13 protein-coding genes are annotated in these 13,308 nt (G+C 67.4%); 10 read left to right on the top strand and 3 right to left on the bottom strand.

All coding sequences use genetic code 11. From position 1 onward, the window contains the following. The coding region (locus AC1DK4_RS11085; protein WP_477131526.1) for a hypothetical protein at positions 1 to 243 on the top strand (243 nt) is incomplete at its 5' end. 576 nt (positions 244 to 819) lie between these two features. Here the strand turns inward: AC1DK4_RS11085 and AC1DK4_RS11080 are convergent. Further along, positions 820 to 1,734, bottom strand: coding sequence for a LysR family transcriptional regulator (locus AC1DK4_RS11080; RefSeq protein WP_441614195.1), 915 nt, complete (start codon positions 1,732 to 1,734; stop codon positions 820 to 822). Positions 1,735 to 2,070: 336 nt separating this feature from the next. Between AC1DK4_RS11080 and AC1DK4_RS11075 the strand changes: the two genes are divergently transcribed. The 9 genes from AC1DK4_RS11075 to AC1DK4_RS11035 all read left to right on the top strand — a co-directional run bounded on the left by AC1DK4_RS11075 (position 2,071) and on the right by AC1DK4_RS11035 (position 11,083). Beyond that, positions 2,071 to 3,417, top strand: a complete 1,347-nt coding sequence (locus AC1DK4_RS11075; RefSeq protein WP_441614196.1) for an amidohydrolase family protein — start codon at positions 2,071 to 2,073, stop codon at positions 3,415 to 3,417. Between the two features lie 81 nt (positions 3,418 to 3,498). After that, on the top strand, positions 3,499 to 4,890 hold the full coding sequence (locus AC1DK4_RS11070) for an FAD-linked oxidase C-terminal domain-containing protein (RefSeq protein ID WP_441614197.1): 1,392 nt from the start codon (positions 3,499 to 3,501) through the stop codon (positions 4,888 to 4,890). Next, the gene (locus AC1DK4_RS11065) at positions 4,887 to 6,395 is read left to right on the top strand and encodes a sugar ABC transporter ATP-binding protein (RefSeq protein WP_441643227.1); all 1,509 of its coding nucleotides are present in this window, start codon (positions 4,887 to 4,889) and stop codon (positions 6,393 to 6,395) included. The genes AC1DK4_RS11070 and AC1DK4_RS11065 overlap by 4 nt, the downstream gene beginning before the upstream one ends. After that, a complete protein-coding gene (locus AC1DK4_RS11060; RefSeq protein WP_441614199.1) occupies positions 6,388 to 7,362 on the top strand; it encodes an ABC transporter permease in 975 nt (324 codons plus the stop codon). Before AC1DK4_RS11065 ends, AC1DK4_RS11060 begins: the two co-directional genes overlap by 8 nt. Further along, a complete protein-coding gene (locus AC1DK4_RS11055; RefSeq protein ID WP_441614200.1) occupies positions 7,359 to 8,327 on the top strand; it encodes an ABC transporter permease in 969 nt (322 codons plus the stop codon). The genes AC1DK4_RS11060 and AC1DK4_RS11055 overlap by 4 nt, the downstream gene beginning before the upstream one ends. 164 nt (positions 8,328 to 8,491) lie before the next feature. Further along, entirely contained in the window at positions 8,492 to 9,448 is a 957-nt protein-coding gene (locus tag AC1DK4_RS11050; protein WP_441614201.1) for a sugar ABC transporter substrate-binding protein, read from the top strand. A 61-nt stretch (positions 9,449 to 9,509) separates the two neighbouring features. Continuing rightward, positions 9,510 to 10,409 (top strand): intradiol ring-cleavage dioxygenase, encoded by a 900-nt coding sequence (locus AC1DK4_RS11045; RefSeq protein WP_441614202.1) that lies wholly within the window; start codon positions 9,510 to 9,512, stop codon positions 10,407 to 10,409. Between the two features lie 5 nt (positions 10,410 to 10,414). Further along, entirely contained in the window at positions 10,415 to 10,717 is a 303-nt protein-coding gene (locus AC1DK4_RS11040; protein WP_441614203.1) for a YciI family protein, read from the top strand. Between the two features lie 54 nt (positions 10,718 to 10,771). Next, the gene (locus tag AC1DK4_RS11035; protein ID WP_441614204.1) at positions 10,772 to 11,083 is read left to right on the top strand and encodes a Dabb family protein; all 312 of its coding nucleotides are present in this window, start codon (positions 10,772 to 10,774) and stop codon (positions 11,081 to 11,083) included. Positions 11,084 to 11,155: 72 nt separating this feature from the next. Here the strand turns inward: AC1DK4_RS11035 and AC1DK4_RS11030 are convergent, their stop codons facing one another. Then, complete coding sequence (locus AC1DK4_RS11030; protein ID WP_441614205.1) at positions 11,156 to 11,380, bottom strand: hypothetical protein; 225 nt, start codon at positions 11,378 to 11,380, stop codon at positions 11,156 to 11,158. Between the two features lie 362 nt (positions 11,381 to 11,742). Continuing rightward, a complete protein-coding gene (locus AC1DK4_RS11025) occupies positions 11,743 to 12,666 on the bottom strand; it encodes a class I SAM-dependent methyltransferase (RefSeq protein ID WP_441649686.1) in 924 nt (307 codons plus the stop codon). Positions 12,667 to 13,308 lie beyond the last annotated feature (642 nt).

Here is a 13,308-nt window from a genome sequence, read left to right as displayed (position 1 = left end):
CATTGGGATTTCTGGTGTTTCTGGTTTCGTCGTGGGGTTCTTGGTTCTGCTTGCATCCTGCCGTTACCGGTTTTGGCGGTCGCTATCCTGCGGGTGGCGTTCGATTCGTGGTGGCGCTACATGATGGCGGCAGCCCAGGTGGTTCAATCTGCTGCCGCGACCGGGGCGGATGGGGACGTCATAGGAGCGGCACTGGTTTCGTGGTGGGCGCGGTGGCCCCTGYTTGAGCTCGGTGCCTCATAGCTCCCGTGCCTAATAGCGCCAGCTTCAGAAATAAGCGGTGGGCGCGGTGGCCCCTGTTTGAGTTCGGTGCCTCATAGCTCCGTGCCTAATAGCGTCAGCTTCAGAAATAAGCGGTGGCCGGCTTGAAGTAACCCGGCACACCCGCGCCCCGGTCCACCGCGCCCACCACGAAACCACGAGAGTGCTATGTCGTGGCCGCTCAAGCCGGTAACGGCAGATGGCAGAACTGGCAGTGTGCTCGCCATCATAGGTCTGACCCCGAAACCACTGCAGCCAGCAAGATCGCGGCCGCCCGCCCCGGTAACGGCAGGATGCAAGCAGAACCAAAAACCCCACGACGAAACCAGCAACACGAGAAATCCCAACGTTTCTGCCCCTGCCGGCCAGGCAGCCCGCTTTCTTTGCCTACTTTCTTTTCGGGGAAAAGAAAGTAGGTCGCTCCGGGGGAGCGAAAGCCTTTGACGTTGAATTTGACTTTGAAGTTGAAATTGAAGTTGAAGTTGAAGTTGACTTTAAGATCTTGATGTGTACGTTTTATAGGGAGGTTCTACAGACCGCCGGAAAAACAAAAAATCCTCAAGAAGTCCACTTCCTCTCATAATCCATCCGCTCGAAGTGCGCCACCAAAAAATCAATAAACAACCGCACCTTCGCAGCCAGATAGCGCCGGCTCTGAAACGCAATATTAATGGTAAGACGAGGCAAATCCCAGTCATCCAGCACCGGAATCAGCCTCCCCGCCACGATATCGTCGTAGATGATGTACTTGGGCTGCACCAGGATGCCCAGGCCTTCCATCGCCGCGGCGCGAATCACCTGCCCGTCGTTGGATTCGAGCTTGCTGCGCACCGTCACGCCCCTTTCCTCGCCGCCGCGCGTGAAGTTCAGCTCGTGCGGACGGTTGGCGTACGAATAGATCAGCATCTGGTGGCGCAGCAGGTCTTCTACCTCGCGCGGCGCGCCCATGCGGTCCAGGTAACGCGGTGAGGCCGCCAGCACGCGCCTGGTCTCGGCCAGCCGGCGCACCGTCAGGCCGGAATCGGGCTCGAACTCGCGCGTGCGGATGGCGAGGTCGATGCCGCTGTCCATGATGTCGTAGTAGCGGTTGGCGGTGAGGATATTGACGTCCACCTTCGGGTAGAGCCGGGTGAATTCCGGCAGCAGCGGCGCCAGGTGCTTCATCGAGAACGACATCGAGGCCGTGATCGTCAGCGTGCCGCCCGGCTCCAGCACATTGGCGTTGACGGCCGCCTCCGCTTCCTTGATTTCCGCCAGCACGCCCTTGCAGCGGCGGAAGAATTCGTGCCCCACGTCGGTCAGGTAGAGGCGCCGCGTATTGCGCTCGATCAGGCGCGCCGACAGGCGCTGCTCCAGCGAGGCCAGGTAGCGGCTGGCCGCCGCATTGGAGATATCCAGGCTGTCGGCAGCCTTGGTGATGCTGCCCAGTTCGGCGGTCTGCACGAACAGTTCGAGTTCGGTCCAGCGGTCCATCTTCGTCTCCCCTTTGTCTTTGACCCGGTGCGGACGCTGCGGCCAGGCGCCGCATGATTCTCTCGCCTGGCGGAAAGAAGATTTCCTTATCCGTCGTTTTTTTCCGTTTGCCGGGAGTATAGAGTTTGTTCCAGCGCATGTCAGCCCGCGCGGTCCCTGCAAAGGCCACCCGCTGACACGTAGCCCGCCATACACAGAGCGGCACGCTGGCGACCCTGGTTGCCGGCAGTGCCGCCGCTTACGGAGACCGACCCATGCCCGCCATCCAGCCTCTTCCTGCCTGCCTGTCCGGCACCGCCAGCATTGCCCGCCGTTCGCGCTGAGGAGGACGCAGCCATGTCACGCATCCTGTTCCGCGGCGCCACCCTGGTCACCATGGAACCCGCGCTCGGCGAGCTTGCCGGCGACCTGCTGGTCGAAGGCGATCGCATCGCCGCCATCGCGCCGCGCATCGACGCCGTGAGCGCGGACAACGCCGAGATCATCGACGCCCGCGGCTTTATCGTCGCGCCCGGCTTTGTCAACGCACACATGCATACGTGGCAGACCGCCCTGCGCGGCGTGGCCGCGGGCTGGACGCTCACCGGATACTTCCGCCAGATGCATGCGGGGCTGGCCACGCGCTTCACGCCGGCCGACATCGGCATCGCCACGCTGGTGGGCGCCTGGAACCAGCTCGACTGCGGTACCACCACGCTGGTGGACTGGTGCCACAACAATCCCACGCCGGCGCACAGCGATGCCGCCGTGGATGCGCTGGAACAGTCGGGCATCCGCGCGGCCTTCCTGCACGGCTCGCCCAAGCCCGATCCCAAGCCCGGCGCGCTGCCGTTCTGGGAGATGCCGCATCCGCGCGGCGAGGTGGAGCGCCTGGCGAAGCGCCTGCAGGGCTCGCACCTGCTCAGCCTCGGGCTGGCGATCCTGGGCCCGCATTACTCGACGCTGGAAGTGGCGCTGCACGATTTCGCGCTGGCGCGCGAGTTCGGCCTGCTGGCCAGCATGCACCAGGGCGGCGGCAGCGCGCGCACGCCGGATGGCTGGGAGCGGCTGGAGCAGGCCGGCCTGCTGGGCTCCCATATCAATATCGTGCACGGCAACAACCTGACCGACGACCAGCTTGCGCGCTTCGCGGGCCTGGGCATGAGCTTCTCGCTCACACCGGAGAACGAGCTGACGCAGGGCCACGGCTTCCCGATCACCGGCAGGCTCACCCGGCTGGGCGTGATGCCGTCRCTGGGCGTGGACCTGGAGTCGGGACTGTCGGGCGAGATGTTCGTCGCCGCGCGCATCGCGCTGGGCGTGCAGCGCGCGCTGGACCATGCCGCCTACCGGCAGGCGCACGGCGAGATCGCCCCTGCGCACGCGGTGAGTTGCCGCGACGCGCTGGCATGGGTCACCGTGGCCGGGGCACGCATGCTGGGCATGGAGGACCGGATCGGCTCGCTGGCCGTCGGCAAGCAGGCCGACCTGGTGCTGATCGATGCGCGCCGGCTCAACATGATGCCGCTGCACGATCCCGTCAGCGCCATCGTCATGCAGGCCAGCCTGGCCAATATCGACAGCGTGTTCGTGGCCGGCCGCGCGCGCAAGCGCCACGGGCGCCTGCTGGTGGACGGGCTGCCCGGCAAGCTCGACGCGCTGCGCGAGTCGGGCGAGCGGCTGGTGGCGACGATGGCCGGGTAGAGGGGCCGGAGGAGAGGCGGCGCATCAACCGGCGCAGGCCTTCTCCCCGCAGGGATTCGAAATAATCAAAAGGAGGAGACCATGCATGCAACACCAGACGAGCGCGACCGCGCGCTCGCCGAACTGCGGCAGATGCTGGGCGAGCGCTGCTCGACCGCGCTGGCCGCGCGCGAGCATCACGGCCGCAGCGAGGCGTACCACGCGGTGAAGCTGCCGGACGCCGTGGTGTTTCCGGAAACCACCGAGGAAGTCCGGCGCATCGTTGCCGTGGCCGGCCGCGCGCGCGTGCCGCTGGTGCCGTTTGGCGCGGGCACGTCGCTCGAAGGCAATGCCTCGGCGCCGCAGGGCGGCATCTGCATCGACATGATGCGCATGAACCGTGTGCTGGCCGTCAACCAGGGCGACATGGACTGCCGCGTGCAGCCCGGCGTCACGCGCAAGCAGCTCAACGCGGAGCTGCACGGCAGCGGCCTGTTCTTTCCCATCGATCCTGGCGCGGATGCATCCATCGGCGGCATGTCGTCGACGCGGGCCTCGGGGACCATGGCGGTGCGCTACGGCACCATGCGCGAGAGCGTGCTGTCGCTCGAGGCCGTGATGCCGGACGCCAGCGTGGTGCGCACGCGCCGCCGCGCGCGCAAGTCCGCCGCCGGCTATGACCTCACGCACCTGCTGGTGGGCAGCGAGGGCACGCTGGCCGTGCTCACCGAGATCACGCTGCGGCTGCATCCGCTGCCGGAGGCCGTGTCCGCCGCGGTGTGCCCGTTCGGCACGCTGGAAGACGCCGTCGATTGCGTGATCGAGACCATGCAGGCGGGCGTGCCGGTGGCGCGCATCGAGCTGCTCGACAGCGTGATGATGCATGGCGTCAACCTGCACTCCCACCTCGACTACCCGGAAAAGCCCACGCTGTTCTTCGAGTTCCACGGCAGCGAGTCCGCGGTGCGCGAGCAGGCGGAGCAGGTGCAGGCCATCGCCGCGGGCCACGGCGCGGATGCCTTCCAGTGGGCCACGCGGCCCGAGGACCGCAGCCGCCTGTGGCACGCACGCGAGAACACGCTCTACGCGGGCATGGCGCTGCGCCCCGGCGCGCGCGCCATGATCACCGATGTGTGCGTGCCGATCTCGGAGCTGGCGCGCTGCCTGCTGGAGACCCGGCAGGATATCGACGCCTCCGGCCTGACGGTGCCCATCGTCGGCCACGTGGGCGACGGCAACTTCCACCTGCTGATCCTGGTCAACCCCGACGACCCCGCCGAGATCGCGCGCGCGATGCGGCTGCAGGACGCCATGGTGGAGCGCGCGCTGCGCCTGGACGGCACCTGCACCGGCGAGCACGGCATCGGCACCGGCAAGATGCATTTCCTGGAAGCCGAACTGGGCGGCGCGGTGGATGTCATGCGAAGCGTGAAGCAGGCCATCGACCCGCACAACATCATGAACCCCGGCAAGATCTTCAGGACCGAATCATGAACGCCATCACAGAAGTCACGCCGCTGCTGGAGATGCGCGGCATCTGCAAGAGCTTCCCCGGTGTCAAGGCGCTCGATGACGTGTCCTTCGCCATCTACCCCGGCGAGGTGCACATGCTGCTGGGCGAGAACGGCGCCGGCAAGTCGTCGCTGATGAAGGTCCTGTGCGGCGTTTACCTGGCCGACGCCGGCGAGTTCCACCATGAAGGCAAGCCGGTCGCCGTCGGCGGCCCGGCCGACACCATGCGCATGGGCATCGCGGTGATCTTCCAGGAGTTCTCGCTGGTGCCTTACCTGGACATCGCGCAGAACATCTTCCTGGGGCGCGAGCCGCGCGGGCGCTTCCCGGGCTCGGTCGACCACGCGAAGATGCACGCCGAAGCGCGCCGCATCCTCGACATCCTGGGCATGGAGGTCAGCACGCATACGCCGGTGCACAAGCTGGGCGTGGCGCAGCAGCAGATGGTGGAGATCGCCAAGGCGCTGTCGCAGAACGCGCGCATCCTGGTGCTGGACGAACCCACCGCCGCGCTGTCGGACCGCGAGACCGAGAAGCTGTTCGCGGTGATCGAACGGCTCAAGGCGGACGGCGTGTCGATGATCTATATCTCGCATCGCATGGCTGAAGTCTTTGCGCTGGGCGACCGCATCACCATCCTGCGCGACGGCCGCAAGGTCGGTGCCTGCCTGCCGGGCGACGCCACCCCGGACGAACTGGTGGCACGCATGGTGGGCCGCAAGGTGGACATGAGCTACAGCCGCGAGCGCAGCGCGCAGCTGGGCGAGGTGGCGCTCGACGTACGCAACGTCAGCGCCGCGACCGGCATTGCCGATATCAACCTGCAGGTGCGGGCCGGAGAAATCGTGGGGCTGGCGGGGCTGGTTGGCTCGGGCCGCAGCGAGGTCGCGCGCGCCGTGTTCGGCGCCGATCCCATCCAGGCTGGCGAGGTCAGCATCTTCGGCCGGCGCATGAATGGCGGGCCGGACCGCGCGCGCGAACTGGGCGCCGCGCTGATCCCCGAGAGCCGCAAGACCGAAGGACTGGCGCTGATCCGCACGGTGCGCGACAACATGCTGCTGGCCGGGCTGCGCCGGGCGTTTCCCTCGCGCTGGTACCGCGCCGAGCGCGCGCGCGAACTGGCCGAGCGCGAGATCGCGCGGCTGCGCATCGCCACGCCCAACGGCGACCAGCTCGCGCAGTTTCTCTCCGGCGGCAACCAGCAGAAGATCGTGATCGGCAAATGGCTGGTGGCCGAGGCGAAGCTGTTTATCTTCGACGAACCCACGCGCGGGATCGACGTGGGGGCGAAGGCGGAGATCTTTGCCCTGATCGACAGCCTGGTCAAGCAGGGCGCCGGCGTCCTGCTGATCAGCTCGGAGCTGCCGGAAATCATCAATGTCTGCGACCGCGCCTATGTGATGCGCGGCGGCCGCATCGCCGGCGAAGTCGCCCATGGCGAGATGACCGAAGAACGGATTCTGCAATTGGGGATGAACGATGCCTGATACACATGCACTGACAAGGCCGCTGGGCCAGCCGCGCAGCAATCCGCTGGGCAGGATGCCCGGCTCGGTATGGGTGCTGGGGCTGCTCGCGCTGGCCTTCAGCCTGACGGGCTCGGGCTTCCTGAGCGTGGAGAACCTGCTCAATATCGGCACGCAGTCCACCATCTTGCTGCTGATCGCGCTGCCGATGACGCTGATCATCATGACCGAGGGGCTGGACCTGTCGATGGGCGCCGTGCTCACGCTGTGCGGCGTGGTGCTGGCGATGGTGATGGTGGCAACGCAATCCCTGCCGCTGGCGCTGGGCGCCGCGCTGCTGACCGGGCTGGCGTTCGGGCTGCTCAACGGCGCGCTGGTGTCCTGGCTGGAGATCCCGCCCTTCGTGGCCACGCTCGGCACGCTGGGCGCCGCGCAGGGGCTGGCGCTGGTGGCCACCGACGGCCAGAGCGTGGTCGGCATCGGCGACACCATCCCGCTGATCTACTCCGGCGAGTGGCTGGGCATTCCGTTCCCGCTGTGGATCGGCGTGGCGTTCTACGGCCTGTTCCACTGGCTGCTGTACCGCACGCGCTTCGGCGCCTATGTGTTCGCCCTCGGCGGCAACCGCGAGGCGCTCAAGTTCTCCGGCGTGCGCATCAACGTGTACCTGATCGCCGTCTACGTGCTGGGTGGCCTGATGGCCGGCGTGGCGGCGCTGCTGCTGACCGCGCGCATGAACGCAGGGCATCCCACCGCGGCCATCGGCATGGAGTTCGACGCCATCGCCGCGGTGGCGGTGGGCGGCACCACCTTCGACCGCGGCAACGGCTGGCTGCCGGGCACGGTGCTGGGCGTGCTGGCGGTGGGCGTGCTGCGCAACGGCCTGAACCTGGTCGGCGTGCAGTCGTCGGTGCAGGTGGCGGCCATCGGCCTGCTGGTGCTGGTGGTGCTGCTGATCGAATCGTTCAAGGGAAGGGGGAAAGCATGAACACGGCCACTCTGATTCCGCCGCTGTCGGCGGACGCCCGCTCGTTCGCCTACCGGCTGTTCGCGCTCGGGCTGCTGTGCCTGGCGCTGGCGCTGGCGTCCGATGCGTTCCTGACGCTGGGCAATATCCTCAACGTGCTGCGCCAGGCCAGCCTGCTGTTCCTGCTGGCCTCGGGCCTGACGCTGGTGATCCTGACCGGCGGGCTGGACTTGTCGGTGGGGGCCAACGTGGCCATGTCGGCCTGCGTGGCGGCCACGGTGATGAAGGCGACCGGCTCCACCATGCTGGGCGTGGGCGCGGGCCTGGGCACCGGCGCGCTGATCGGCCTGGCCAACGGCCTGCTGGTGGCGCTGCTGCGCATTCCGCCCTTCATCGCCACCTACGGCATGTTGTGGGTGCTGCACGGCGTGACCTACTGGTTCATGGCCGGCGAGACCATCCACGGCTTCCCGCCGGAGTTCCGCGCCATCGGCAGCGGCTACCTGCTCGGCGTGCCRGTGCCGGTCTACCTGATGCTGCTGTTCCTGCTGGCGGGCACCGCCATGTCGCAAAAGACCACCTACGGGCAGGAGATCTATGCCATCGGCGCCAACCCCGTGGCCGCGCGCCTGTCGGGCGTGCCGGTGATCAAGCGCCTGGTGCTGGTCTACCTGGTCAGCGGCGCCATGGCCGGCATTGCCAGCCTGGTGTTCCTGGCGCGGCTGAACTCGGCCGAAGGCGACATCGGCGAATCGCTCACGCTGCCGGCCATCGCCGCGGTGCTGATCGGCGGCACCTCGCTGTTCGGCGGGGTGGGGCGGGTATCGGGCACGCTGGTCGGCGCCATCATCCTCACGCTGGTGCTCAACGGCATGAACCTGCTCACCGTCAGCGCCAACTGGCAGCCGCTGGTGACGGGCGTGATCGTGGTGCTGGCGGTGTTCCTGGACACGCTGTCGCGCAAGCGCATCGGCGTCAGGTCATAAGGCCGGCCCGCGGGTCTTCCGGTTCACGGCGGTGCAGGCGCGGTACGCCAGGCAGGACGACGCAGGCAAGACGCAGGCAAGACGGTTCACACAAGACGGTTCACACAAGACGATTCGCAACAGACAACAGCCAGACAACAGCTAGATAACAGACGACAGGAGACATGATGAACGCACCCAAGCTCAAGCAACTCGCCGGCATGCTGGCCCTGGCCGCCACCGCCACGCTGGCCCTGCCGGCCCACGCCGACGGCGAGCGCATCGCGGTATTCACCAAGAACCAGACCAACCCCTTCTTCCAGGTGCTGCGCCAGGGGGCCGACGCCGCGGCCAAGAGCATGAACGCGCGCCTGACCCACTACATCCCCACCAAGCCGGACAGCATTCCGGAGCAGATGAGCCAGATCGAGGACGTGATCGTCAAGAAGACCGACGCCATCGTCTTCGTGCCGGTGGACTACAAGGCGATGGGCCCGGGCGTGAAGAAGATGAACGCAGCCAATATCCCGGTGGTCAACGTCACCGACAAGAGCGACGTGGGCAACTTCGTGTCCTTCGTCGGCGCCAGCGACTATGACCTCGGCCTGAAGACCGCCACCCACCTGTTCAAGGCCATGGGCGGCAAGGGCAACGTGGTGCTGCTCGAAGGCATCAAGGGCTCGCTCACCAATATCGACCGCGTGCGCGGCCTGCACGACGCGCTCAAGGCGTTCCCCGGCGTGAAGCTGGTGGCGTCGCAGCCGGCCAACTACCAGCGCCTGCAGGCCCTGCAGGTGATGGAGAACCTGATGCAGTCCTACCCGCAGATCGACGGCATCTTTGCCGCCAACGACGCCATGGCCATCGGCGCCATCGAGGCGCTGCAGGGCGCCAACCGCAAGGCGCTGGTGTCCGGCATCAACGGCACCAAGGAGGCCGTGGACGCGATCAAGGCCGGCACCCTGCTGGCCACCGGTGACTACAATGGTTTTGCCCAGGGCTGCCTGGGCACCATGGCCGCCATCCGCAAGCTGCGCGGCATGCCGGTGACGCCGAGCATCGTGCTGCCGGCCACCGTGATCGACAAGACCAACTACCAGGCGCTCGACGTGCCCGTGGAAAAACGGACCTGCCCGCGCTGAGAAGACGCCGCCAAGACCTGAGCGCGGCGACCCGATCATCTTCAATCACTGAACCGACATCATGCGTAATCTCGACGAAGAGACCATCACCCAGGCGGTACTGGCGCGGCACGCCGACATGCCCAACGGCCGCCTCAAGCAGATCATGACCAGCCTGGTCCAGCATCTGCATGCCTTTGCCCGCGAAGTGCAGCTCACCGAAGAGGAGTGGGCGCAGGGCATCCAGTTCCTGACCGAGGTGGGGCAGACCTGCACCGGCACCCGCCAGGAATTCATCCTGCTGTCCGATACGCTGGGCCTGTCCACCCTGGTGACCGCGCAGAACCACAAGAAGCCGCGCGGGTGCACCGAGGCCACCGTGTTCGGCCCGTTCTACGTGGACGGCGCGCCCGAATACGAACTCGGCGGCGATGTCGGCAACGGCATGGCCGGCGACCCCTGCTACGTCAGCGGGCACGTCAAGGGCATTGGCGGCGAAGCCGTGCCGGGCGCCCGCATGGAGGTGTGGCAGGCGGATTCCGAGGGCTTCTACGATGTGCAACAGCCGGGGCTCGAGCAGCACCAGGGCCGCGGCGCACTGATGGCCGACGCCGAAGGCGGCTACCGCTTCAAGTCGATCCTGGCGGAGTGCTACCCGATCCCGCACGACGGTCCCGTGGGCCACATGCTCGACGCCATGGGGCGCCATCCCTGGCGTCCCGCGCACCTGCACTTCATGATCTCGGCGCCGGGCTACGAGACGCTGATCACGCATGTGTTCCGCGACGGCGACGCGTACCTGGATTCCGATGCCGTATTCGGCGTGCGCAGTTCGCTGATCGCCGACTGGGTGCGGCACGAGTCCGGCACCACGCCGGATGGCAAGGTGTCGGCCGCGCCGTTCTATACGCTTGATTTCGATTTCATCCTCAACCCGTCCGCGCCTGCCGCGCCGGCGCAATCCGCATCCAACCGGAGGTAAGCCACATGCTGTTTGTATTCCATCTTCTCGACAAGCCGGGCACCGGCGAGCTGCGCGCCAAGGTCCGTCCCGATCACAAGGTCTACCTGGGCGCCAAGGCCGACAGCATTGCCTTTGCCGGCCCGCTGCTCGGCGACGATGGCGAAACCATGGTCGGCAGCCTGCTGGTGATCGATTTCCCCTCGCACGCCGATGCAAAGGCCTGGCTGGCGGCGGAGCCGTTCACGCGCGCCGGCGTGTACGGGCAGTCGGCGGTGCACGCGTTCGCCAACCTGTGGCCGCAGAAGGCCGGCTTCCCGCCGGCCTGAGCGGCGCGTCGGGAAGCAAGCTGAGCCAAAGCTGAACCAAGACAAGGGGGAAACGTGTCCATCGTCAAACACATCGTGATGTGGAACCTGCGCGGCGAGACCGAGCGGGACAAGCGCGACGCCGTGGCCCGGCTCAAGCTCGCCTTTGAAGGGCTGCGCGGCCGCATTCCGGGCCTGCGGCATCTGGAAGTGGGAGTGGATTCGAGCGGGGTCAACTATGCCTGCGACGTAGTGCTCTACTCGGAGTTCGAGTCGCAGAGCGCGCTGGAAGGCTATGCCACGCACCCGGAGCACCTGCGGGTGAAGGAAGAACTCGGCGACCTGCGCATCGCGCGGCACCAGGTGGATTACGAGGCAGCCGCCTGAGCTGCCTGAGCAACCTGAGCAACAAGACGGCTCCCGCCCCGGGCGCGCGAGTCTGCGCCCCGGGGTCGGGTTTCAGCCCTGCGCCCCCCAGGCGCGCGCGGCCACCGGCGGAAACACGCACCACGAACCATCACCGTGGCGGAAGAAGAACAGCATGTCGGCGGCGCGCTGCACGCAGACATAAGGCACGTGCCCGGCGTGCGTCCTGCCGAAGCGTGCCACGCGCAGGGGAAGGCCCTCGGCGGGGGCGATCCACTTGGCCACGATCGAATGCAGGGTAGTGATGTCCGGGCGCATTTTGTTCTCCGCTTCGTTGCTCTTCGCCGTTTCGCTTCTTCGCTTGGCGGCGTGCTTGCCGGCTGCCGGGAGCCCGGGCTTGCTGCCGGGGGCATCGCGGTAATTCCTTGATTCCATGCTAGGCGCGGGGGCGGCGCGACGGCGTCGGCGCGGTGGAAAACACGTATCGGCGGTGGATGAATCTGGCGTAGGGAAACGGCTTACAAAGGCGACTGGGCCGCGGGATCGCGGCCCGGGCGCGTGGTCCCGGCGAGCGTTGGTTCGTCTTCCGGCATGCGCCGGCCCGCCGGGGCGGATCCGGACAGGCAAGGCGCATGTCTCGCGTCATGCGCATGGGGCAGGGCCCACGGGCGCGCCGGCGCTCAGGCCGCTCGCGTGGCCACGCAGAACAGGCTCAGCGCCGCCTCGCGCGAGGCCGGGTCGATGCCGGACAAGCGCTGTGCCACGCGTAGCTTGAGCGGCGGCCGGCCGATGTTGCCGTCGAGCACGTCCTTGCCCACCCGGTAACTGTGCGGGTAGATCTCCACCTTGAAGCCACGTGGCTCGAGCGTGCCACGCAGCAGGCGCTCGCTGACGCCGTCGCCGGGCCGGTGGTGCAGCTCCGTGGCCAGCGCCCGGCGCTGCTCGTCATCGGCTGCGCGGTGGCCACCGCGCCCGAGCCAGCGGTACAGCGGCAAGCGCAGGCGCCACATCAGCAAGGCGGCGCCGTTGAAATCCCAGGCCGATTGCTGCGGGTCGTGGTCCAGCACCAGTACCCCGCCGGGACGGACCAGGCGCGCGGATTCCGCCAGCACGCCTTCCATGTCGTCGCAGTGGTGCAGCGAGCCGTTGATGGCCACGATGTCCGCGATCGCTGTCCTGAGCGGCAGGCCGTGCGCATCGGCCAGCAGCGGCGCATAACCCACGCGCGCGGCCATTGCCAGGCTGCCCGGCGCGATATCCACGCCGATGGCCTCGCGCGGCTGGCCGCCCAGCGTGGCAAGCAGGTTGCCGGGGCCGCAGCCGATGTCGACCAGGATCTTGTCGTCGAGCGTGCCGATGGCCGCATGCCAGCGTTCGCGCAGTTCAGGGTAGCGGTGTACGTTCTGCAGCCACTCATCCATCCACAGCGGGTGGCTGAAATAGTGCGCGTTGGCGCGCATGCCGGTGGTATAGCGCGCGATGGCTGCCTTCGGCAAGCGCGCGCCGCGCAAGACCGTGCCGGCCTGGAGATAGGGCTGCAGGCGCGCGTGATAGGCCGCGGTTTCTTCGGTGGTGGGGCCGCCGCGGCGAGGGCCGGGCTGCATGCCGTGCGGCTCCCGCTGGCGGGACGGCTCCGGCGGCGCACGCCGCAACAGGCTGGAGAAAGGTGCTGAGGACAGAGAGGGCAGGACGCRCATCGGGGCTCCGGGTGAAGGTGGCAAGCTGTGCGGCAGCGCTGCCCGCTGCGGGCAACGGCAGGGCCGCGGATTCAACCGCTCGCGGGCGCCGGATAACCCCTTGCCCACTTGGAAATTCGGGAACGTTGCCGCGCGAAGCCGGCGCGCATGCCGCGCCCGCTTCTGGCAACCGGAATCAAGGCTGAAGTCCTGCCACGTCCAGGGGTCCAGTGGCCGAATGCTCCAATGGTCCGGCGGCGGGCAGGTGATGGTGCGGATGAATGCAGCAACGGCATCACCGGCACGACGGTGCGGAAGTGCGCCTTTCATTCCGCCATGGAAATCTAGCAGCTTTTGCCCAGATGCCGGAGCGGCCGCTTCACGAAGCCATGTGCGCCGGCGCACAGACTGGCCGGCATGGCGGACCCCACCCGCCACCGAAAATTACCCGCCTTTGTAATTCTTCCCGCGGCGCGCCCCTTGGCACGTCCCCTGGAGCGCGGCACGCCGCGGGCAGTGCGCGGATGCGTGCTGGCATGTTCGTTGCGCCCGGTTTCGGAACGAATCCCA

This window comes from Cupriavidus sp. 05N38, assembly GCF_056397345.1.
This window is presented reverse-complemented; position numbering and strand designations above follow the sequence as displayed.

Bases quoted from the DNA above. Each gene is read 5' to 3' on its own strand.
- AC1DK4_RS11080 (WP_441614195.1), bottom strand. From the start codon at position 1,734: ATGGACCGCTGGACCGAACTCGAACTGTTCGTGCAGACCGCCGAACTG.
- AC1DK4_RS11030 (WP_441614205.1), bottom strand. From the start codon at position 11,380: ATGCGCCCGGACATCACTACCCTGCATTCGATCGTGGCCAAGTGGATC.
- AC1DK4_RS11060 (WP_441614199.1), top strand. From the start codon at position 6,388: ATGCCTGATACACATGCACTGACAAGGCCGCTGGGCCAGCCGCGCAGC.
- AC1DK4_RS11070 (WP_441614197.1), top strand. From the start codon at position 3,499: ATGCATGCAACACCAGACGAGCGCGACCGCGCGCTCGCCGAACTGCGG.
- AC1DK4_RS11025 (WP_441649686.1), bottom strand. From the start codon at position 12,666: ATGCAGCCCGGCCCTCGCCGCGGCGGCCCCACCACCGAAGAAACCGCG.
- AC1DK4_RS11040 (WP_441614203.1), top strand. From the start codon at position 10,415: ATGCTGTTTGTATTCCATCTTCTCGACAAGCCGGGCACCGGCGAGCTG.
- AC1DK4_RS11050 (WP_441614201.1), top strand. From the start codon at position 8,492: ATGATGAACGCACCCAAGCTCAAGCAACTCGCCGGCATGCTGGCCCTG.
- AC1DK4_RS11065 (WP_441643227.1), top strand. From the start codon at position 4,887: ATGAACGCCATCACAGAAGTCACGCCGCTGCTGGAGATGCGCGGCATC.
- AC1DK4_RS11045 (WP_441614202.1), top strand. From the start codon at position 9,510: ATGCGTAATCTCGACGAAGAGACCATCACCCAGGCGGTACTGGCGCGG.